The sequence below is a fragment of the Rhodococcus sp. RS1C4 genome (assembly GCF_002258225.1).
In the GTDB taxonomy this organism is placed as follows: domain Bacteria; phylum Actinomycetota; class Actinomycetes; order Mycobacteriales; family Mycobacteriaceae; genus Rhodococcoides; species Rhodococcoides fascians_E.
In genome coordinates this window covers 38,294-59,227 of sequence record NZ_NOXZ01000042.1, presented here as the reverse complement: position 1 = coordinate 59,227, position 20,934 = coordinate 38,294, and the positions used below count along the sequence as shown (strand labels likewise).

At 64.8% G+C, this 20,934-nt stretch carries 19 protein-coding genes and 1 pseudogene; 4 read left to right on the top strand and 16 right to left on the bottom strand.

The features are described from left to right. The 6 genes and pseudogenes from CH289_RS28815 to CH289_RS22150 form a co-directional block, all read right to left on the bottom strand. Window positions 1-159: pseudogene (locus CH289_RS28815) on the bottom strand (ABC transporter permease); the annotation flags it as partial. Between the two features lie 63 nt (window positions 160-222). Further along, window positions 223-1,257, bottom strand: coding sequence for a substrate-binding domain-containing protein (locus CH289_RS22170; protein WP_256977440.1), 1,035 nt, complete (start codon window positions 1,255-1,257; stop codon window positions 223-225). Between the two features lie 162 nt (window positions 1,258-1,419). Then, a complete protein-coding gene (locus CH289_RS22165; RefSeq protein WP_094728612.1) occupies window positions 1,420-2,745 on the bottom strand; it encodes a hypothetical protein in 1,326 nt (441 codons plus the stop codon). Further along, window positions 2,742-3,155 (bottom strand): hypothetical protein, encoded by a 414-nt coding sequence (locus tag CH289_RS22160; protein ID WP_094728610.1) that lies wholly within the window; start codon window positions 3,153-3,155, stop codon window positions 2,742-2,744. The genes CH289_RS22165 and CH289_RS22160 overlap by 4 nt, the downstream gene beginning before the upstream one ends. Then, window positions 3,152-3,385: a hypothetical protein gene (locus CH289_RS22155; protein WP_094728608.1), complete on the bottom strand. Its 234-nt coding sequence runs from the start codon at window positions 3,383-3,385 to the stop codon at window positions 3,152-3,154. Before CH289_RS22155 ends, CH289_RS22160 begins: the two co-directional genes overlap by 4 nt. After that, window positions 3,382-5,280 carry a hypothetical protein gene (locus tag CH289_RS22150; RefSeq protein ID WP_094728606.1) on the bottom strand — a complete coding sequence of 633 codons (1,899 nt, stop codon included), beginning with the start codon at window positions 5,278-5,280 and terminating at the stop codon, window positions 3,382-3,384. Before CH289_RS22150 ends, CH289_RS22155 begins: the two co-directional genes overlap by 4 nt. 285 nt (window positions 5,281-5,565) lie before the next feature. Between CH289_RS22150 and CH289_RS22145 the strand changes: the two genes are divergently transcribed. Beyond that, window positions 5,566-6,975, top strand: coding sequence for an NAD(P)/FAD-dependent oxidoreductase (locus tag CH289_RS22145; protein WP_094728604.1), 1,410 nt, complete (start codon window positions 5,566-5,568; stop codon window positions 6,973-6,975). 28 nt (window positions 6,976-7,003) lie between these two features. Here the strand turns inward: CH289_RS22145 and CH289_RS22140 are convergent, their stop codons facing one another. The 9 genes from CH289_RS22140 to CH289_RS22100 form a co-directional block, all read right to left on the bottom strand. Continuing rightward, on the bottom strand, window positions 7,004-7,387 hold the full coding sequence (locus tag CH289_RS22140) for an ArsR/SmtB family transcription factor (protein WP_094728602.1): 384 nt from the start codon (window positions 7,385-7,387) through the stop codon (window positions 7,004-7,006). Next, complete coding sequence (locus CH289_RS22135; RefSeq protein ID WP_094728600.1) at window positions 7,384-8,061, bottom strand: urease accessory protein UreD; 678 nt, start codon at window positions 8,059-8,061, stop codon at window positions 7,384-7,386. The genes CH289_RS22140 and CH289_RS22135 overlap by 4 nt, the downstream gene beginning before the upstream one ends. Beyond that, window positions 8,051-8,743 (bottom strand): urease accessory protein UreG, encoded by a 693-nt coding sequence (gene ureG, locus CH289_RS22130; RefSeq protein WP_094728598.1) that lies wholly within the window; start codon window positions 8,741-8,743, stop codon window positions 8,051-8,053. The genes CH289_RS22135 and ureG overlap by 11 nt, the downstream gene beginning before the upstream one ends. A gap of 63 nt (window positions 8,744-8,806) precedes the next feature. After that, entirely contained in the window at window positions 8,807-9,436 is a 630-nt protein-coding gene (locus tag CH289_RS22125) for an urease accessory protein UreF (RefSeq protein ID WP_179276855.1), read from the bottom strand. 23 nt (window positions 9,437-9,459) lie between these two features. Next, entirely contained in the window at window positions 9,460-11,181 is a 1,722-nt protein-coding gene (locus CH289_RS22120) for an urease subunit alpha (protein WP_020113199.1), read from the bottom strand. Continuing rightward, window positions 11,181-11,813 carry an urease subunit gamma gene (locus CH289_RS22115; RefSeq protein ID WP_094728594.1) on the bottom strand — a complete coding sequence of 211 codons (633 nt, stop codon included), beginning with the start codon at window positions 11,811-11,813 and terminating at the stop codon, window positions 11,181-11,183. The genes CH289_RS22120 and CH289_RS22115 overlap by 1 nt, the downstream gene beginning before the upstream one ends. Window positions 11,814-11,908: 95 nt before the next feature. Continuing rightward, window positions 11,909-13,207: a DUF6986 family protein gene (locus CH289_RS22110; protein ID WP_094728592.1), complete on the bottom strand. Its 1,299-nt coding sequence runs from the start codon at window positions 13,205-13,207 to the stop codon at window positions 11,909-11,911. 48 nt (window positions 13,208-13,255) lie between these two features. Beyond that, a complete protein-coding gene (locus CH289_RS22105) occupies window positions 13,256-13,717 on the bottom strand; it encodes a PaaI family thioesterase (RefSeq protein WP_020113196.1) in 462 nt (153 codons plus the stop codon). A 210-nt stretch (window positions 13,718-13,927) separates the two neighbouring features. Next, window positions 13,928-14,644 (bottom strand): hypothetical protein, encoded by a 717-nt coding sequence (locus CH289_RS22100; RefSeq protein ID WP_230594196.1) that lies wholly within the window; start codon window positions 14,642-14,644, stop codon window positions 13,928-13,930. Window positions 14,645-14,890: 246 nt separating this feature from the next. Between CH289_RS22100 and CH289_RS22095 the strand changes: the two genes are divergently transcribed. From CH289_RS22095 to CH289_RS22085, 3 genes are read left to right on the top strand one after another with little or no spacing between them, the layout of a single operon-like run. Then, the gene (locus CH289_RS22095) at window positions 14,891-16,366 is read left to right on the top strand and encodes an iron chelate uptake ABC transporter family permease subunit (RefSeq protein WP_094728590.1); all 1,476 of its coding nucleotides are present in this window, start codon (window positions 14,891-14,893) and stop codon (window positions 16,364-16,366) included. Next, on the top strand, window positions 16,363-17,481 hold the full coding sequence (locus tag CH289_RS22090) for a FecCD family ABC transporter permease (RefSeq protein ID WP_462052416.1): 1,119 nt from the start codon (window positions 16,363-16,365) through the stop codon (window positions 17,479-17,481). Before CH289_RS22095 ends, CH289_RS22090 begins: the two co-directional genes overlap by 4 nt. Then, window positions 17,478-18,338: an ABC transporter ATP-binding protein gene (locus tag CH289_RS22085; RefSeq protein ID WP_020113193.1), complete on the top strand. Its 861-nt coding sequence runs from the start codon at window positions 17,478-17,480 to the stop codon at window positions 18,336-18,338. The genes CH289_RS22090 and CH289_RS22085 overlap by 4 nt, the downstream gene beginning before the upstream one ends. Here CH289_RS22085 and CH289_RS22080 read toward each other — a convergent pair. After that, entirely contained in the window at window positions 18,335-20,875 is a 2,541-nt protein-coding gene (locus CH289_RS22080) for a bifunctional lysylphosphatidylglycerol flippase/synthetase MprF (RefSeq protein WP_371828073.1), read from the bottom strand. The two genes, CH289_RS22085 and CH289_RS22080, sit on opposite strands and share 4 nt — an antisense overlap. Window positions 20,876-20,934: the final 59 nt, after the last annotated feature.

The following is a 20,934-nucleotide window of genomic DNA, read 5'->3' as shown; positions in this document are numbered from 1 at the left end:
TGGAGCGACGATGCAGAAGAAGACGAAGATCACGATCGCGCCGAACAGCGCGCCGATCTCCGGACGAACCAGCAACCGCTGCAACGGCTTCTGCTTCTTCACCCGCTCATCGGTGACAACGGTGTGCTTGGACAGATCCAAATCGGCCTGTGTACTCATGACAAATCCTTCCGTGCTGGTGGCGCCCGACGCGGCCGAGGGGTGGCCGCGTCGGGCGCGCGCCTAGCGAGTTCCGTTCTGGGCGTACTCGGCTATGGCGTCGATGTTGGACGAGTCGATGAACGCGGGACCGGTGAGAACCGGGGTGCCGCCACCGATGGTGTTGCCGTTGTTCAGGTACAGCCACAGCGAGTCGACTGCAAGGTATCCCTGCAGGTACGGCTGCTGGTCGATGGCCCACGCGACGTCACCGGCCTTGATGGCGTCGACGAGGGCGGCGTTGGTGTCGAACGTGACGATGGTTGCATCACTGCCTGCGTTTGCCTTCGACTGCACGGCGGTCAGTGCAATCGGCGCTCCAAGGGCGACGATGTGATCGATGCTGGGGTCCTGCTGCAGCTTGGCGGTGATGGTCGCCTCAACCGAGGGCATGTCCTTGCTGTTGACGTTCAGAATCTCGGTGCTGCCTCCGGTGAATCCCTGGGTTACGCCTGCACAGCGGGATTCGAGTGCGACCTGACCTTGTTCCTGAATGATGCACAGCGTCTTCTTGGCGCCGTCAGCGGTCAGGCGGGCGCCTGCGGCTTCACCTGCAATGGTCTCGTCCTGACCGAAGTACTGCTGGACTCCCTGATCCTTCCAACTGTCGTAACCGGAATTGAAGGCGACGACGGGGATGCCTGCTGCGGTAGCTGCTTCGACGGCGGGTGCCATGGCGTCGGGCTTGGCCAACGTGACGGCGATACCGTCGACGTCGGAGTCGATGGCGCTCTGCACGAGGTTGGCCTGGTTGGGAGCTTCCGGGTCCGCGGAATAGCGAAGCTCGATGTTGTCCTTCGCAGCTGCGGCTTCTGCGCCCTTGCGGATCAGGTCCCAGAACGTGTCGCCGGGAACCTCGTGCGTGATCATCGCGATGGTCGCGCGGGGTGTGTCGGCGGTACCTGCATTGGAGCCTCCGCCGGAGCTCTCCGGAGCACCGCCGGTGCTGGAGCATCCCGCGGCCACGGTGGCGCACAGCGCCAACCCGAGGACGGCGCCGGTACGGAGCACGCGGAGTGAACCTGATCGGCCTGTGCCGTGACTCGTCTGAAGTGTCATCAATTCTCTTTCTCGACGCCGTTCCGCCATGGAACGGGTGAACCAATCGATGTTGCGCTCAATATGTAATCCGGATCACACGCCAATGTCAAGCATTTGTCCTGACAATAGAAAGTTCGCTCATTTAACTCGTTGGTCGAGTAAGAAGAGACGGGTCGGGAATCAGCCCCCGAACAGCAGAAACAGGCCCCCGAAGGTGAAAAAGACCATCAGCACCATCAGAGCCAACTGACCACTCAATCGGTGGGCGCGCGGCAGTATTCGCAGCGATGCGTCGTGGGCGGCGGCGACTCCGAGGACGTGGCCGAGCAGAACACACAGAACCTTGATCGAGGACACGACGCCGGGGTGCTCGGACAACACGTAGGACACTTCCCACCCCTGCTGCCCGAGCAGAGACCACCCGTCACCGAGCGGATCGGTCAGTAGCAGAACGGTGCTCTGGCCCTTCTCGACGAAATAGGTCAGGTAGTGAGCCAGCACGTAGCCGAACGCGATCGGGATGAGCGAATGCGCCAACGCCCCCGGGAGCGCTCGACGTTCGGTTCGGGACACTCCGCCGGTGGCCTGGCAGCAGAGCCAGAACGCGGCCCCCACGATCGACACCAGGGCGAGCAGACCGACCGTGCGGAACGCGACCGCTCCGTCGCTGGATCCCGATACGTCGTCGACGACATTGCGCCAGGCCGGTAGCTGCGACGCACTGTCGAACGCAGTCGATCCGAGGAGAACGGCCACGACCCCCACCGAACCCGGAAGCACCGGGAACGTCGGTAGACCGTCGAGCGGATTTCGCAGCACGAGCTGGCCTTCGGGTGATCTGGCGAGCGGGGCCAGACGTGCAATCGTGTCGCTGTACTTCTCGAACGGATCGCCGCTGTCGAACCACGTGTCTCCGAACGTCATAGCCCCGGCGAGCATCAGAATTGCGTACGCCGAACACCACGTCCGAATGGCGTCCACAGACCCTGGATCGGAGTACGCGAGCTCGAGCCAGACGAATGCGAACAGCCCTACGACGGCAGGCCATGCACCCAACCGAGCGGGATACTCGATCAGTCCGGTAGAGGTGGGGCGGCGTAGCGCTCTGCACACGACCGCGTGAATCGTCCGGACCGGCGACACAATGCGCCACACCGGGCCCAGGAACGCCGACGCGATCGGCAGGCCGACCCACAGGAGAACGTAGAACACCCCGGGGAGCGCGTTCGTCGCATCTTCCGGCCCTGCGTACGCAGCCCACCCTACGTACACCGAGAAAGCGAGCGCCACGAGACGCAGCGTCCACCGAGTGGCGGGTGCATCGACGAAACGCTGCGCCGTAGGAGGAACGGTTGCCCACCGCCTGCGCGGATCCAGTCGTGGTGTGCGCCAAGCGAAGATCAGAACGGCGAACGAAATCGACAACGCCCAGGCTCCGCCGATCAGGACGAACGTGACCGGCAGGGGTAGATCGGTGGAACCGCCCAACCCGTGGGCGAGGATCACGGCCTGACAGCGAGCGTCGCGACGGTGCGATCGGCGTGATGAAGCTCGATCGCCACCGAACCGGGCACGTCCACGGTGAACTCGAAGGTCTGATCGGCTTTCGCCTCCACCTCGAACGTGTGGTCCGGCACGGAATGTATGTGCAGTTCGTCCGTCGTGTCGCTGTTCACCCGCAGCGTGATGGGCTCACCTACGACTGCGTCCAGACGCTCGTTCGTGGGTGAGATGTCACCGCCCGTGATGGTGACATCGATGACCGTGCCGACAGGTTGCGGATCGGCCACCGAGGACTCCTCGGCGGCCGAGGACGTCGCCGCGGTGCTGCTGCCGGTGTCCGAAGCGGACGAGCATCCGACAGAGAGGAACAACATCGCAGCGCCCGTCACAGCGGCGCAGCGGACGTACTTCATTTCTTCTTCCCATCGTCGTGGTTACTGGGCAGGTCGTCCGAACTCCGGTCGGGCAAGTCGGCGGATTCGTTCTCGGCGTTCTCGTTTCTCTCCGCACGTCGGTCCTTCGCGACGATGTACAGAACGACTGCGACGATGATGAACGCCGGTATCAGAGCCGGCAGCGCCAGCACGACCGAGTGATCCGCGAGGTAGACGACGTCGTGCGAGCTCGAACGATGAACTGTCATGTGCGACTGGGTGTTCTGTGCTCACTCGAGGTGCGCAGCGAGTTTCGGGGGGTCACCGAGCTGATACGCACCGTGCCCCAGGAAAGAGCCCAGACCAACAGCAGTGTGCACACGAGAACTACGAGCGACGCCGCGGCGAACAACCACGTCGGATGGTCGAAGTTCCGTTCTCGCTGCAACAGGGTGATCTCCGAGACCAGGTCACGAGTGAACGACGCGTCGGCGGACACCTCCTCTGCTCCGATGCCCTCGTCGGCCGCCATGAACACCGGTGCCGCCGTCAGGGTGCGACCGTCGTGAATGCGGAGGACGGTCTTCCATGTGCCGTCGACCGGGACCGGCTTCGTGGACCGGAAGGTGCCGGGTCCGGTGGCCTCCAGTCGGTCGACCACCAAGCCGCGTAACGTGTCTCCCCCGCCCTGCCACGCGAGAATCGATACCCATTCGGGGTCGTCGCTGACGAGATCGACCGGATCGATCTCCACCTCGGCGGTCACCATGCGGAAACCATCGACAGGTTCCGCGTCCGTCAACCGCACTGTCGCAGTGGCGTCCGTCGGCACCTCGAAGGAAAGGCCGTTGGCCACGGTTCCGCCGAGGGCGAGAATCATCGCGAACACGACAGTTCGGCGAACGGCCGGTCCGGGCAGCCCGTCGCCGCTCAGCGCTTGCGCGAACAGACCCGCGGCGAGGCCGGTGGTCACACCGACCGGGACGGTCATCAGCAGCGTGTCGAGCCACATGCTCGATGTCCACGGAAACAGATGAACGGCGTCGACCCAGAGCGATTCGCCCCAGATTCCGACGGTTCCGACTCCCAGGCCGGCGACTGCACCGAACAGCAGACGGCGTTTCACCAGCGGGGTGAGCGCGATAACCTCGACGACGATCGCTGCACCCAGGTACAGAGCGAACACGTTGTGAGGCTCCCCGAACACCGGTCCGACGAGCAGAGCGGTGATTTCCCGAACGACGGCGGCGAACGCCACAGCGAACACCGCGGCACCGGGCCCGACCATCAAGCGGGCGGCGATCAACGCGAAGGCACCCGCACCCGCGATGAGCATCGGCTGGAAGATCAGCTGGAACTGCTCGACGCCGAAGTCGTATTCGATCTGGAACACCGACAGACCGATAAGCAATCCGCCGAACGCGGAGCTGCGCAACAACCACGTCAGGACCGGACTCCGATGCCAGCGCGGATCGGGGCCATCGGCGTCCGAGCCCATGGAGATTCGACCTTCGTGCTCGAGCAGAATCACACCGACGAGGGACAGTCCGGCGCCGCCGATCAACATCAGGTGAGTCGGTCCCCAGAGCGTCACGTCCTGACCGAAGATGCGGTGCCAGATGTCGTCGAGAGGAAATCCGATGAGGGCGTACAGGCCGGCCCCCATGATGAGCACTCCACCGGTCGGGACGTACCACGTGCGGGTCAACTTGATCGCGGCGCGGCCGGGCTTCTCGTCGAGCGGCAGGATCATTGCGAGCGCACCGGCGATGAACAGGAAGAACAACCCGACCAGGATGAAGTAGTGCGCCGGGTTGGCGAGCGGCCCCTCGTCGCGTCCGCGTCCGATGTGCAGGCTGACGTCCCAGATGAAGCCAAGGAACGCGGTCAGAATCGTGGATATGAACATCACCAACGGCAGAGCTGCCCACCCGGGGAGGTTGGTCTTCGCGCCGGCGTAGTCCGCAAGTCGGCCCAGCCAGGTGATGCGGCGAGTACGGTGCAGAAAGGCAAGGTAGAGCAGGCCGAGTGAAATCACTCCCGCCGCGGCGCTCATGCCGAAGACCTGGTCGAGTGCGGCTCCCCCGCCCTGACCGCCGCTCCCCTGAGCGACGGTGACGACCGACGTGTTGAGGTTACTCTCGGTAACACTTATCTCGAACATGGTCAGAGTATGAACCCCAGCGAACCGAAAAACCAGGCTTTGGGCCAATCACGTCGACTCCTTGTGTTCCGCCACAGAATCGGAGCCGCTTCTGAAGCGATCAAGAGCGCACTCACCACACATCCTGCCGCTTTCGCAACCACCGAGGGTCGGCGCATCCCAGGTCACCGCGTGTGCGAGCCGAACTGCCGGGCGTGACGAGCCGCCGCATGGGAACCTTGCCGAGACGCCCTGATCGGCGGCGACTACCGTTGCAGCTACATCTAATTTTCAAGGGAGCAGGTAATGAGCATCCAACCGGTCGAATCGAAGCGCCATCACGTCGTTGTCATCGGTTCCGGGTTCGGCGGTCTCTTCGGCGTCAAGGCACTCAAGAAGGCCGACGTCGACATCACCCTCGTGGCCAAGACCACGCACCACCTCTTCCAGCCACTGCTCTATCAGGTCGCGACGGGCATTCTCTCGGTCGGTGAGATCGCTCCCACGACTCGAGTCATCCTGCGCAAGCAGAAGAACGCCGAAGTACTCATGGGTGAAGTCCTCGACATCGATCTGTCGGCGAAGACGGTGACGTCCAAGCTCCTCGAGCGCGTGACGGTGACGCACTTCGACAGCTTGATCGTCGCAGCGGGCGCTCAGCAGTCCTACTTCGGCAACGACCACTTCGCCGAGTTCGCGCCGGGCATGAAGACCATCGACGACGCTCTCGAGCTCCGCGGCCGCATCCTGGGCGCATTCGAGCAGGCCGAACTGTCCAACGATCAAGAAGAGCGCGACCGACTGATGACGTTCGTCGTCGTCGGCGCCGGACCGACCGGAGTCGAACTGGCAGGCCAGATCGCCGAGCTCGCAGACCGCACGCTGGACGGGGCGTTCCGCAACATCGACCCCCGCGACGCTCGCGTGATCCTTCTCGACGCGGCCCCCGCTGTGCTCCCACCGATGGGCGAGAAACTGGGCAAGAAGGCCGCGGACCGGCTCGAGAAGCTCGGCGTGGAGATTCAGCTCAACGCGATGGTCACCGACGTCGACAACGACGGACTCACCGTCAAGGAGAAGGACGGCACGACGCGCCGCATCGAAGCACAGTGCAAGGTGTGGTCCGCCGGCGTCCAGGGAAGCGCGCTCGGCAAGCAGCTCGCCGACCAGTCGGAGTCCGAGACCGACCGTGCAGGCCGCGTCATCGTGGAGCCGGACCTCACGGTCAAGGGCCACCCGAACGTGTTCGTCGTCGGTGACCTGATGTCGGTCAAGGATGTTCCCGGAATGGCGCAGGGCGCGATCCAGGGTGCGAACTACGCGGCCAAGCAGATCAAGGCGTCGCTCAAAGGCGAGGATCCGAGTCAGCGTCAGCCCTTCAAGTACTTCGACAAGGGATCGATGGCCACCGTCTCGCGCTTCAACGCGGTCGCCAAGGTCGGCAAGCTCGAGTTCGGCGGTTTCATCGCGTGGGTCATGTGGCTCGCGCTGCACCTGTACTACCTCGTCGGGTACCGCAGTCGCATCACCACCGTCATCTCCTGGTTCGTGACCTTCCTCGGACGCGGACGCGCACAGATGGCGTCGACCGAACAGCAGGTCTTCGCGAGGTTGGCCATCGAACAACTCAATTCGATCGAAGCGTCGGAAAGTCCGGGCGACAGCGAATCGGGTCGCAAGGCCAGAGCGGAGCAAGAAGAGAAAGCAGCCGGCTGACCCCGTCTGCAATCACTCCTCCTCGGCGTCACTCGTGCACTTGATGTGCATGGGTGGCGCCGAGTTCGTGAAGCATGCGATGAACGGTGTCGTCGTCGAGTCGGTACGTCATCTTCTTGCCGTCCCGCTGCACTGCAACCCACCCCTCGTTCCTGAGCAGTCGCAGCGCGTGCGAGACCGAGGTCGACGTCATCGACAGCGCAAGCGCCAGGTCGGTGACGCAAATTCCCGGCGCGCGGTGCATGCAGAGCAGAATGCGCAGCCGCGTCGGATCACCCAATAGATCGAACCGCTGCACCCAATCGTCCAGATTGTGTACCGCGTCCACCGCGGCGCGCGCTTGCTCCACGTGCTCGGGTTCGAACGGGGCAGTGCCGGGCGACTGCGCGTTGCGCACATCTCCGTCCGTCATGTGGGCAACGCTAGCGTGTCTATTCTGCTGCCGGTTGCGGTGGAGAGGCTGCCGCCGGCCGCCAGTGGCATCCGAACCCACGATCGTCCGGCTTCCGCAGTGCGATCGTCTGGGAAACGGATGGTGCTCGACATCGCCATCGGTGCGGAGATGACGTCGTGTCCCGATGTTCCGACGCCGAGTTCCACACGGTGCCGCAAGTGCGGGCGGACTCGGCCCTCGCCGCAGTCGACATCCGAGAAGACTGTGCCGTACCAGGAACCTGCACGCTCCCCGGCCCGGCCGATCTGTATTCGCTCACGGATGTGGAGCGACCCCGAGTCCGAGAAGCGAACGTCGGTGCGCGAGTGGTGCCGCGCGTCGGCCGCGACGATCATGGGTTCCGGGTCGAACAGCAGCCTGCCACCGTCCTCGACGTGGAACGACCACCACGAATGCGACTCGGTAGTCGCGGCGCTCGGCAATGCCAGGGTCGCCGCAACACTGTGGACTGTCAGGCTTGCACCTTTTCCCACCTCGACGCGGATTCGCATCTCGTCGCCACCCAAAGGTGTTGCGGCCGTGCCGATCATGTGTACTGTGTCCGGACCGGTCAATCGCCCGGACAGTCCGCCGGACGAGATGATCCGCGGACTGCGCTCGGCACTGGCGACGATGACGAGCTCAGTGCGCATCGGCCGCGGCCGTCTCCTTCAGCCGCGCCCGGACCCATTCGAGCACTGTCGATGCCGACGGGTCGTCCGTCAGGGAGATCATCGCGGTCGGTCGGCCCTCGCGTACCTTTTCCGCATCACCTCGCATGACCTCCAGATCGGCACCCACGTACGGCGCCAGGTCTGTCTTGTTGATCACCAGGAGATCCGAGAAGGTAACGCCGGGACCACCTTTACGCGGTACCTTGTCGCCGCCGGCAACGTCGACGACGAAGATTTGGACGTCGATGAGACCGGACGAGAAGGTCGCCGTCAGGTTGTCACCGCCGGACTCGACCAGAATCAGATCGAGTGGCGGGTTCTCGTCGACGAGGTCGTCGATGGCATCGAGGTTCGCCGTGATGTCGTCGCGAATCGCGGTGTGCGGGCATCCGCCGGTCTGAACCGCAGTGATTCTCTCGTCGGGTAGGACGGCGTGCCGACGGAGGAAGTCGGCATCCTCGGTCGTGTAGATGTCGTTCGTCAGCACTCCGAGCGACAGTTCGTCGCGCAGTTCGCGGCACAGCGCAGCGACCAGAGCGGTCTTACCGGATCCCACCGGACCGCCGATACCGATGCGGAGTGCTTCGCCGGGGACTCGAGTGCGCTTCGGTCGGTCGAGGGTGTGGTCGTGCGGCTCGCCGTCGATGAGATGCGGAGGCATTGTATTTCGGCCTTTCGTGACTCGGTGATGCAGAGGATGTCGTTCGAACGAACGGGTCGGTCTTCAGGATACGAACAGCGGCCGCTCGCGCGCCGCGTGGTTCTCCGCCAGCACGTCGAGCAGCGGGTCGGACAGATCCACCAAGGTGGGCAGCAAGGCGCACACCTCGTCTGCCACCTCGTCGCAGGTGCGAGCGAGCCGCAACGTGCATGCCGCGACGTCCGACGGATCGAGGGCGAGCAGTCGCTGTGCTGCGATCGCGGACCCGGTCATCGTGGTGTACACCTGCACCGACGCGATGGCCTGGCCCGGCAGTGTCGCAGCGCGACCGACGAGACCGGCGACGACGGCCAGGTGGGGTCGACGCGGTACCGACCCCCACTGCTGATGCGGCCAACTCGCACGGGCGAGCCTGAGCAATCCTCTCCCCTGTGCCCGCGACGCGGCCCGCGCAGCCGGCGACGGAATACGTGCGTCGCATTCGTCCTCGGCGACGTCCACGTCGAGAACCGACTCACATACCGCGGCCGCGAGGGACGCCGTCACCGCACCGCTGGTCCTGAGTCGACGGATCAGAAAAGCTTCCACGGTGTCGATGTCCCGCACGAGCCCTTGTTCGATGGCTTCCTCGATGCCGCCCGAGTGGACGTGACCACCGGTAGGCAACCGTGAATCCGCCAGCGACATGATCATGGAGATTTCGTGCACGACCGCGCTCAAAAGAGGAAGTACCTCTGCGCCATCGGAAGTTCGGTAGCAGGCTGCTCGGTCCAGACGTCGCCGTCGATCTTCACGGTGAACGAATCGGGATCGACCTCGATGCGGGGCTGCGCGTCGTTGAGCGGCATGTCGGCCTTGCCCACCGCCCGAACGTTCCCGACCGCAACCAGCCGTCTGTCGCAGTCGAGTCGATTCGCCAAACCGTCCTCGATCGCCTGAGGGGCGACGAAGTGCACCGATGTGGCTGCTGCGGCCTTGGGTGATGCGCCGAACATCGGTCTGGGCAGCTCCGGCTGAGGGGTAGGGATCGACGCATTCGCGTCCCCCATCTGCGCCCATGCGATCATCCCGCCCTTGATCACCGCGTGCGGCCGGACACCGAAGAACGCCGGATCCCACAGCACGAGGTCGGCCAGCTTGCCTGGTTCGATGGAACCGACCTCGGCGTCGAGGCCGTGCGCGACGGCAGGGCAGATCGTGTATTTCGCGATGTAGCGCTGCACACGATTGTTGTCTGCGCGGGTGTCCCCGGGGAGGAACCCCCGTCGTTTCTTCATCACGTGGGCCGTCTGCCAGGTGCGCAACACGACCTCCCCGATCCTGCCCATGGCCTGTGCGTCGCTGCCGATCATGGAGATTGCTCCGATGTCGTGCAGCAAGTCCTCGGCGGCGATGGTGGACGGCCGAATTCGGCTCTCGGCGAAGGCGAGATCCTCCGGGATGGACGGACTGAGGTGGTGACACACCATCAGCATGTCGAGATGTTCGTCGAGCGTGTTGACCGTGTGCGGCCGAGTGGGATTGGTCGAACTCGGCAGCACGTGCCCGTACGACGCGACGGTGATGATGTCGGGTGCGTGCCCACCTCCCGCACCTTCGGTGTGGTACGCGTGAATGCCGCGACCCGCGATCGCATCCAGGGTGGTCTCGACGAACCCGGCTTCGTTGAGCGTGTCCGAGTGCAGAGCGGCCTGCACGCCTGCGTCCTCGCACACACGAAGGCACGCGTCGATGGCAGCGGGAGTGGAGCCCCAGTCCTCGTGAAGTTTGAAACCCGATGCGCCGGCGCGCAGCTGCTCCCACATCGCTTCGGTGCTGACGGTGTTGCCCTTGCCGAGCAGGACGATGTTCATCGGCCAGCCGTCGAGTGCTTCCAACATTCTCGACAAGTGCCAGGCACCCGGGGTGACGGTTGTAGCTTTGCTGCCCTCTGCAGGTCCGGTTCCTCCGCCGATCACGGTGGTGATTCCGCCCGCCAACGCTTCGTCCATGATCTGCGGGCAGATGAAATGCACGTGGCAGTCGATTCCACCGGCCGTGACGATCTTGCCGTTGCCTGCGATGATCTCGGTCGACGGACCGATGACGAGGTCCGGATGGACACCGGTCATCGTGTCGGGGTTGCCGGCCTTGCCGAGCGCGACGATCCGCCCATCGCGAATACCGATGTCCGCCTTGATTATTCCCCAGTAGTCGACGACGACGACTCCCGTGATGACGGTATCGGGGGCTCCGTCGGCCCGCGTTGCGCGCGACTGCCCCATCGATTCGCGGATCACCTTCCCGCCGCCGAAGACTGCTTCTTCCCCGGCCAGTCCTGGACCACCACTTCGGTCCTCGGTCACTTCGATCAGAAGGTCAGTGTCCGCCAACCGGATTCGATCACCTGTGGTGGGGCCGAACAACTGCGCGTATCGAGAACGACTGAGCTGGGCCATCAGGCATCGAGCTTTCCGGGAGGATTCGAACTCAGTCCGTACACTTCTCGGCTTCCGCCGAGAGGAACGAGTGAGACTGTCACGGTGATGCCGGGCTCGAACCGCACCGCAGTGCCGGCGGGAATGTCCAGCCGTCGTCCGTGCGCCAGCGCGCGATCGTACGACAGCGCCTCGTTCGCCTGGGGAAAATGGACGTGGCTTCCCACCTGCACCGGACGATCACCGGTGTTGACCACCTCGAGCGTCACGAGGTCAGCACCCTCGTTCAGTTCGATGACGCCGTCCTCGGTGAGGACTTCACCTGGAATCAGATGCCCGTCACCCCGTTTCGGAGAAATGGGTTCATGGACGGTGATCAATTTGGTGCCGTCGGGGAACGTCGCTTCGACCTGAACCTCGGGAAGTAGTTCGGGAACTCCGCTGATGACGTCGTCGGCCGACAGGACCTCGCGTCCCGATGCCATGAGCTCGGCAACGGATTTTCCGTCGCGTGCGCCCTCGAGAAGGTGATCGGTGATGAGCGCGACTGCTTCCGGGTGATTGAGCAGCCGACCTCGACTACGACGCCTACGTGCCAATTCGGCTGCGTAACTGAGGAGCAGCCGGTCCTGCTCGTGCGGAGTCAGCCGCATTCGATCTCCATCCGTAACCCGTCCTGCCCGACGCAGGCAGTACCGGACATTCTGGCACGTGTGCTCGTTTGCGGCAGGGTACGGCCGGCCGACCGCTACGACTGGGCCGAAGGCCCGCCGACGGTACGAGCCAGCAGTCCGTGCAGAACGTCCCGAGTGACGAGAGGTGACAGCGACTCGAGCTCGGCGGCGTCGACCGCCCCGCAATCCAGACCGCGAACGAGGACTGCGGCCAGTGCCTGAGCGGTGGCAGGCTCGTCCATCATGCCGCCCGACGTTGTGTCGAGGTACGCCGCAACCCGCGACGCGGCCGTCGGCATCGCCGACCGGAAGAACGACAACGTCGCAGTCCATCGCGTCGCGAGGTGGGTCGGGTGCATGTCCCACCCTTGGTAGAAGCCGCGCTCGAGGGATCGGGTGACCAGGCCGGCGTGGCGCCGGATGGCGCTGTCGACCTCGGCCGGTGTCCCACTCGGAACCACCTGCGTCGAGCCGTCGCTCACCCAGATCCCCGTTTGTGCCGTGGCTGCCAGCATCACCGCCTTCGCGTGGTCCGCCACCGGATGTTCGAGGGATTGCTGAGCGGACGTGATTCCGCATGCCGCGCTGTAGTCGTACGTCCCGTAGTGCAGTGAGGTGCACCGACCGTCCGCGCGTGTCAGGGCACGCGCGAGTGTTGCGGTCCCGTCGCTGCCGACGACGGCCTGAGGACTCTCGATCTGAAGCTCGAATCGAAGCGCTCGGTCCGGAAGTCCATGTGCTCGCTCGATCTCCTCGCACAGAGCGACCACTGCGTCGACCTGCTCGGCAGCTCGTAGTTTGGGCACCGTGAACACGAATCCCGACGGCACTCCCCCGGCTCCGTCGAGAACCAGCTCCAGAGTCCTGATACCCCGGCGGCGTTCGTGCGGTGCCAGTCCCTTGGGGCGGATTCCGCACCACTGCGGGCCCAAGGGGTCGGCAGCCAGGGATGCGAGAATGCGTCCCGCCTCGCGGGCGTGTGCGTCCTCGGTCTCGTCCGCACGCCAGCCGTAGCCGTCCTCGAAGTCGATGCGCAGATCTTGAATCGGGCGCGTCGCCAACGCTTCTCGAACGCGCGGCAGCACACCGACCGAGTCGATCGAATCGAACACCTTCTGGTTCTCGTCGATCAGGCTCAGCGCCTGCTGTCCCCACCTTGCCGGAATGTCCACCCCGGCCGCAGATGCGGCTACGTAGATCGTGTGGATGGGCTGCCCACCGATCCGGTCACCGGGGAAATCTGCGGCGAGAGCGTCGTCGACGGGACCGAGAATCGACTCGATGCGGTCGAGCGCAGCGTCGGACAAGCGTGCTTCCTGCCGCGCGGACTCGTTCTGGTCGTCGGGTGATCCGAAGATGGGTGCGTTGCTCACCGTGTCAGTGTCCCAGAACGCCTACCGATGGTGCGGCTCGTCCGGTCTTCACTCGGTGGTTCCGTGGCCGAGCGCTGCGGTGTCGGTGATGTTGGCCAACCGAACCTTGCCCTGCGCGACGGCTTTTCCGGCCTCGTTGGTGATGTCCACCTGCCACAACTGCTGGGTGCGACCGCGATGGATCGGACGCGCTTCGGCGACGAGGGTTCCCTCTCTCGATGCCCGCAGGAAGTCGGTGTTGTTGTTCACGCCGACGACGTGTCCGCGCGAACCGAGCCAGACGCTCGCCCCGATACTGGCCATCGACTCCACGACGGAGCACAGGACGCCGCCGTGCATGATCCCGGCCGGCTGGTGCAGCCTCGGCGTCACGTCCCACGTTGCGCGTACGCGGTCTGCGGACACTTCGGTGTACACGAGTCCGACTGCGCCGTCGAAACCCTGCGCGCAGAGTTCCGTCATCTCCGCGGGATCGACGTTCGGGGTGATGGGGCTGTGCGTCTCGCTCATCGACTCTCCTGATTCGCCTGGCGTCGTCGCGTTCGACGCGCAGATCAGGACTACACCAGAAGGTCGAGACAGAAATCGGCGGGCCTCACATTCGAAGGAATGTGAGGCCCGCCGTGGCAAGGACCGGGAGTCTCTGCAGCCCTCAGGACTCCGGCGCGGTCCGGTGGTTCACCCAGAACTGTAGGCTAGCCTTACCTGAATTGGCAAGGGCTAGGAGGCACGTAGTCGCGTACGTGGCCAGGGACGGGCGCGGACCGGTGCGCCCGCGGCGACGAACGCGTCGAGCAATGCCTGCCCGCGCCGCGCACTGTCGGAAGCAAAGGTGTTCGCAAGCACCGGAATGTACGTCGAGGCACCGAGGATCGAATCGCCGACGAGGCTCCAGAACGTGGACGCGTCGAACGGTGCCCGGGCAGAGATGGACCTCAGAACTGCAGTCAGCGAGGTGATGCAACGGTGCGCGGTCCACACGAGCAGCGCTTCCTCGCACGGGAGAGTAACCGTGCCGGGCGTCGACTCGAGCGGGTCGTCCGGCAGCACGCGCAGAATCGGTGACCCCACGCCCGCCCAGTCGATACCGCCGTCGCTGTCCATGTGAATCCAGAGGTTGTCGATTCCCGGGTCCCACGCTCGCCCCTCGAGTACCACCAGCGCGGCGACGCGGCCGACGACCGCGTGCACCAGCGCCGTCGCGACCTGATGGGCCGCAGCCTCCATCGAGCCGAGATCCTCCAGCGATCTGCCGAGCATCGAGTCGACCCGGCCGTCCTCGAGTCCGGTCGCGAGGTGCCACCACCGCCGCTTGCCTTCGGTGGCCATCGCGGCAACTGCGTACATGCGCGGGTAGTCGGGATTGAGCGCCCGAAGGCGCGTGCACGACCGCGCCAGGGGGCTGCCCCCTCCGTTGTGTTCGTACGAACGGTGCACATCGGCCCAGGCATCGGACGCAGCTGTTGCAAGTGACACCGGAACACTCCTCTCATGACGGTCGATCTTCGTTGCGTTGCTTTAGGTAGGTTAGCCTAACCAAGTGCTGATCCGGCGAGAAGGCTGCGCAATGTACGGCATGTCACCCCATTCGGCTTGGCTTGCCTTACCTGGACGCGCAGAATGAACAAGGGTTCCGTAACCTAACGATTGATCCATCAACCACAGTGAGGAGTCACGAACACAGTGACGACGGCACCATTGCTGGGTTCGGGAAACACTCACCCCGCCCCGGACGACGATTTCGCCAAGGAAGAGATCCCCCGCGGGCCGGCGCCATGGGCTCCGCGCGTCGCCGCGACGATCGTCGATCTCGCGATTGTGCTTCTTCCGTTGGGTATCGGATGGTCGATCGTCGACTCGCTCCGTGACGACAACGGTGGTGGGCAAGCGGACCGGTTCGTCTTCGGTGCAATTGCAGTCGCGGTTGCAGTCGGCCTCTTCCTGTGGAATCAGGGATATCGGGAAGGCAAGGACGGCCAGAGCACCGGCAAGCGCTGGACGAACCTGATCGTTCGGGATGGTGCCGATGGCAATGCACTCGGTGTACGCCGGGCCATGCTGCGCCAGTTCGGCATCGGGCGAAGCGGTACCGAGGTAGTTCGTGAGAAGACGGCCGCCGACGAACTGTTCGAGCCGATAGCACGCGACAATTCCGTTGCGGGCATCCGCAAACGACGCATCCTCGGCCTCGTGATCCTGGCGGTTGCTCTCGCCGCCGCGATCCTCGCGAGCATCGCGATCGGAGCGCGCCCGCTGACGTTCGCCGAAATCGGCCACGCCTTGTGGAGTTCGACGGGAACCGACACCGACATCATCGTGCGCAGTCTGCGGATACCGCGCACACTCCTCGCGCTCGTGGTGGGAATCGCGCTCGGCATCGCAGGCGCACTCATCCAGGGCCACACCCGAAACCCACTCGCCGACGCGGGTCTGCTCGGACTCAATGCCGGTGCAGCGTTCCTCGTGGTCCTGTCGATCTACCTTTTCCGCTTCAACTCGCCCAGCCAGTACCTGTGGTTCGCTTTCGCCGGCTCGGCCATCGCCAGTGTGGTGGTGTTCGGTCTGTCCTCCGCCGGAAACGGCAAAGCCAGTCCACTCAATCTCGCGCTCGCCGGCGCGGGCGTGGCGTTCTTCCTGTCCGCGATGACCAATGCCATCGTCCTGTTGGATCAGACAAGTCTCGACGGCTACCGCTTCTGGTCGGTGGGCTCGGTCGCCGGTCGAGGGCTCGACGTCCTCTGGCAGGTACTGCCGTTCCTCGTCGTCGGAGTTCTCATCGCGCTCGCCAGCACGCCCGGCCTCAACGTGATGAGTCTCGGTGAGGACGTCGCTCGCTCCCTGGGCACCAACATCGCGCTCACCCGCACAGTCGGGATCATCGCCATCACCCTGCTCACCGGTGCCGCCACCGCCGCGTGCGGTCCGATCGCCTTCATCGGCCTGGTCGTGCCGCACGTCGCGCGGGTGGTCACCGGCCCGGACTATCGATGGCTGGTTCCGTACGCCGGACTCATGGGAGGCGTCATGCTGATGATCGCCGACGTCATCGGCCGCGTCGTGGTTCGACCCGGAGAACTGCAGGTCGGGATCGTGCTCGCCCTCTTCGGCGCTCCGTTCTTCATCGCTCTCGTTCGTCGTCGGAAGTTGGCAAGCCTGTGACCCCGTCCTTGACCAAGAACGCGTCGGCGAACGGCGCTGCCGGACCCGACGCCGTCCGTACGGTCCCGTCACGTCCGCCGTTCCGGCTCGGGCCGCTGTCTCTGGTTCGGCGTCCCCTCATGGTTCTCGTCAACCTCGTCATGCTCGCGGCGCTGTTCCTGGTCGTCTGCATCAACATCGGCCGCGGCGACTTTCCGCTGTCGATACCTCAGGTGACAGAAGTGCTGTTCGGGGGCGGTTCTCGCATCGACAGGTTCATCGTGATGGACCTTCGGCTGCCTCGTTCACTCACCGGACTCCTGGTGGGAATGGCTCTGGGCATCTCCGGCGCGGTGACCCAGTCGATCTCGCGCAACTCACTCGCCAGCCCGGACATTCTGGGCATCACCGCCGGTGCGAGCGCGGCCGCAGTAGCGCTCATCGTTCTCGGTGGCGGCGGCACGTTCGTCGGCATCCTGGCTACCGTCGGCCTTCCGCTGGCAGCGCTCGTCGGTGGTGTCCTGACTGCCGTGCTCATCTACACGCTGGCATGGAAGCGTGGCGTCGAAGGATTCCGGCTCATCCTCGTCGGTATCGCCATCAACGCGATGCTCACCGCGGCCATCGGCTGGCTGCTGATCAGTGCGGACATCAACGACGTCTCCCGCGCCCAGTTGTGGCTCAACGGGTCCTTGAACGGTGCCGACTGGAGCAAGGTCTGGCCGGTTCTGTGTGCACTGGTGCTGATCGGCGGCATCACCATCATCTCCACGTTCACTCTCGGCGCCCTCCGACTCGGCGACGACAACGCCCGTTCGCTCGGTGTGCGCCTCCAGTCGGGTCAGGCCACGCTGCTCCTGGCGTCGGTGGCGCTCGCGGCCATCGCTACCGCCGCTGCCGGTCCCATCGGATTCGTGGCGTTGGCGGCACCTCAGATTGCACTGCGCATTCTGCGCACGCCCGGCCCGCCGATCATCGCGTCCGGGTTGATGGGCGGCTTGCTTGTCGTCGGCAGCGATCTGATCGCCCGCACGATCCTTCCGGTCGAGTTGCCTGTCGGAATCGTGACCTCCGCGCTCGGCGGGCCGTTCCTCCTCTACCTGCTCGTCCGCAGTAACCGAAAGGTCTCCGCATGACCACAACCGAACCCTCCCGCCTCGTCGCCGAAGATCTCACGCTCGGCTACGGAGACCGGATCATCGTCGAGAACCTCGATCTCGACGTGCACACCGGCGTGATCACCACGGTCATCGGACCCAACGGCTGCGGCAAGAGCACCCTCCTCCGCTCCCTCGGACGACTGCTGAAGCCGAAAGCGGGCAAAGTCGTACTCGACGGCAAAGCGATCTCGTCGATGCGCACGAAGGACGTCGCCCGTGTCCTCGGCATGTTGCCGCAAGCACCGACTGCGCCTGAAGGACTGACCGTCGGCGATCTGGTGTCCCGCGGCCGGCACCCGCACCAGTCCTGGGTGCGGCAGTGGTCGTCCGACGACGAGTCCGAGGTCGCCAACGCGCTCGAACTGACCGGCGTCGGAGACCTGGCGGACCGGCCGGTCGACGAGTTGTCCGGCGGTCAACGCCAGCGAGCATGGATTTCGATGGCGCTCGCGCAAGGCACCGATATCCTGCTGCTCGACGAGCCCACGACCTACCTCGACCTCGCGCATTCCGTCGAGGTTCTCGACCTGGTGGATCGTCTGCACGAGGAGATGGGCCGCACCGTCATCATGGTGCTGCACGACCTCAACCTCGCCGTACGCTACAGCGACCAGCTGATCGTCATGTCGCAGGGCAAAATCGTCGAGTCCGGGAAGCCTCAGGACATCATCTCCGAGAAACTTCTGATGGACGTGTTCGGTCTCGAGGCGAGCGTCATCGAGGACCCGGTCTCCGATCGCCCCCTGATCGTCCCCATAGGAACGCGCCACGTGTACGGAGCGGTCGGAGGTCCGACCAAGACCGCGGCTGCATCCGCCGAGCCGGACGCCTAACGTTCGATCATCGTGCGCACCAACCGGTAGCCCTGGCCGAGGGACACATCCGGGAGATAGGCCCGTCCGATCGCATTGCCGATACTCGGCAACGCGGCCGGGTCGGCGAACGTCATGTGCATCGGCTCGTACCGCGGCTGGAACTTCGACTTGAAGGCCAGCAGCGACCTGAACCCGTAGACGGGTTCGAGCGTCTTGCCCAGCACGTCGAGAAGTCGATCGAGCAGCGTGTAGAAGGTGACTTCCTCATCCGACGGTGCATCCGACGCACTGCCGTCGCTCACCTTCGCGAGCGGCGCACCGGACAAGCTGAGGAATCGAACGCCCTCCTCCTTCAACATAATTGCAGCGGATGCGATCAAGAACTCCATCGTCGGTCTGAAACCTTCCGACCGCCTCCGCATGAAATCGAGAGTCCAACCGACGACGACGCCGTCCTCGTACACGGGCATCCACGACGTGATTCCGTGGACGGTCCGGTGTTCGTCGACAGCGACGAGGCAGCGCACCTCTCGATCGTCCACCTCCTCGAGACCACCGAGCGTGAACCCCATCTCGGGCATCCCCTTGTCCGCCACCCACTCCTCGGAGATCGCTGTGATCTGATCCGTGATGGCAAGCGGTGCGTCGGGGAAGCTGATCCACTCGGCCTCGATTCCCACCTTCTTCGCCCGGTTCAGCGCGGTACGGACGTCCTGAAATCTCTTGCCGGTGAAGGCCAGATCCGCGAGATCGAGGACAGTCTCCTCCCCCACCTGGATGCCGCCCCAGCCGATGCTGTCCGTGATGGCACGAACGTCCGGTGTTACCGAGTAGAAGCACGGGATCCACCCGTTCTTCGATGCGAACTCCGCGAAGTCGACCACCGCCGATCGGAGTTCCCCGCGCGGTCCCACCGGATCACCTGTCGTCAGCGCCACACCGGAGATAACCCGGTAGGCAACGAAACTGGATCCGTCGGCGGAGAACCAGTAGGAATTTCCCTTCCACAGCGTCATCCACGACAGCGCGCTCCCGGAACTGGTCGTCAGCAGGGCGCGTGCACGTTCGGCAGCGGCGCTGTCCGCGCGTGAGACAGGGGTAAGGAACGTCGAGAGCACGAACACGCACAACGACACCCAGAAGATGACCCCGGTCCATTCGAACAGCAACGTGGTGAAAATGCTGTCCGGAAGCAATCTCGGTTCGAGCCACTGCAGATACACCGGCGGCACCAGACGCTGCGGGAAGTCCGCGATCAAGCCGAGGAAGGATGCCTTCTGATCGAAACCACCGCGTCCGACGAACCCCAACAGCACGTACAGAACCCACAGGATCACCGCAGTACCCAGCACCGAGATCGTGAACTTTCGATAGGTCCCGCGCGGTGCGCGGACATCGAAGTACTTCCGCGTGAGCGCCAGAACGACGAGAATTGCCAGCGGAAGCAGAAACGGCACGATGGTGCGATACGCGGTCGGCGACTCCAGCCCGTAGAACACCGACTCGTCGTCACCTGCGTCGATGAACCGGATGGCGTAGTTCGCGACGGACACGATCAGCAACACCACTTGCGCCACCACCGCTGCACCCCACGCGAACTTTCGGCCTCGTCGGAGTCCATCGGCGAGGAACAGCAGAAAGATCGAGGGCATCAACGACAGGATCGTCGGACCGACACCACCGAGTCTCAGCTCGAGGAGGCCGGTGCGGCATTCGGGGTCGGTTGCCGAATCGGCGCAGATTTCCCGGACCTCTGCCGGCGTGTACGGCACTCCGCTGACGACGTCCCGCAGCACTGCGAACGGCCCGACCGCGTCCGGGCTCAGCGCAGCCAGTACGGGACCGAGCGCGCTGGCGGCGACGACCAACGCCACCAGGACGCGGCCTTCACGCTGTGTGCCCGCCAGACGCGGCCCGCGAGCCGACCGCCCGACGATCGCCGGTCCGAGCACGAGTCCGACGACCGCCGCGGCAAGTCGCACCACATCTTGAAGGTGCCCGCTGAACAGTGCCGACGTGATCAACAGAGCCAGAAGCCCGACGCGTATCCGTCGCCGCCACAACGTGTCCATGCGAGCGCTCGCTACCATCAGAACTCCGACGATCCACGTCGTCGGGCCCACTGCCGTCCCGACGTGCAACCGGAAACCCCAGTCCGCGTCGAACGTCTTCGCCAGCGCCGCGATCCCGAGGCCGAACACGGCACCGAGCACCTGGGTGCAGACGGCCGCGAGGGCGAACTTCGCCGACCCGATCCGGCGCTCGATCGGCGCGGCCGCGACGAACACCGCAACCACGAACACCACGTAACCGAAGATTCCCGGGGCGAACAGACCGGCGGTGAGTACCGTCCACAGTTTCCATTCCTCGACCGGCATGATCCCGAGAGCCAGGGCGTGGTGCACCGTGTTTCCGCCGACAACGGCTGCGATCACACCGAGCGCGAGCACCACGACGAGCAAACCCAGGCTGACCGGTGCTCCCTTGATTCCGAAGCCGATCAGCGAGGCCAGCCGAACGGCCTGCCTGCTGAATCCGCGCCACGCCGCGGACAGTCGCTCTTTCCGCTTCGCCGTCCACGACGGTCCGGACGGTCCCGACGGTTCGGTCGCCT

Bases quoted from the DNA above. Each gene is read 5' to 3' on its own strand.
- CH289_RS22170 (WP_256977440.1), bottom strand. From the start codon at position 1,257: ATGACACTTCAGACGAGTCACGGCACAGGCCGATCAGGTTCACTCCGC.
- CH289_RS22160 (WP_094728610.1), bottom strand. From the start codon at position 3,155: ATGAAGTACGTCCGCTGCGCCGCTGTGACGGGCGCTGCGATGTTGTTC.
- CH289_RS22155 (WP_094728608.1), bottom strand. From the start codon at position 3,385: ATGACAGTTCATCGTTCGAGCTCGCACGACGTCGTCTACCTCGCGGAT.
- CH289_RS22150 (WP_094728606.1), bottom strand. From the start codon at position 5,280: ATGTTCGAGATAAGTGTTACCGAGAGTAACCTCAACACGTCGGTCGTC.
- CH289_RS22145 (WP_094728604.1), top strand. From the start codon at position 5,566: ATGAGCATCCAACCGGTCGAATCGAAGCGCCATCACGTCGTTGTCATC.
- CH289_RS22140 (WP_094728602.1), bottom strand. From the start codon at position 7,387: ATGACGGACGGAGATGTGCGCAACGCGCAGTCGCCCGGCACTGCCCCG.
- CH289_RS22135 (WP_094728600.1), bottom strand. From the start codon at position 8,061: ATGCGCACTGAGCTCGTCATCGTCGCCAGTGCCGAGCGCAGTCCGCGG.
- ureG (WP_094728598.1), bottom strand. From the start codon at position 8,743: ATGCCTCCGCATCTCATCGACGGCGAGCCGCACGACCACACCCTCGAC.
- CH289_RS22125 (WP_179276855.1), bottom strand. From the start codon at position 9,436: ATGATCATGTCGCTGGCGGATTCACGGTTGCCTACCGGTGGTCACGTC.
- CH289_RS22120 (WP_020113199.1), bottom strand. From the start codon at position 11,181: ATGGCCCAGCTCAGTCGTTCTCGATACGCGCAGTTGTTCGGCCCCACC.
- CH289_RS22115 (WP_094728594.1), bottom strand. From the start codon at position 11,813: ATGCGGCTGACTCCGCACGAGCAGGACCGGCTGCTCCTCAGTTACGCA.
- CH289_RS22105 (WP_020113196.1), bottom strand. From the start codon at position 13,717: ATGAGCGAGACGCACAGCCCCATCACCCCGAACGTCGATCCCGCGGAG.
- CH289_RS22085 (WP_020113193.1), top strand. From the start codon at position 17,478: ATGACCACAACCGAACCCTCCCGCCTCGTCGCCGAAGATCTCACGCTC.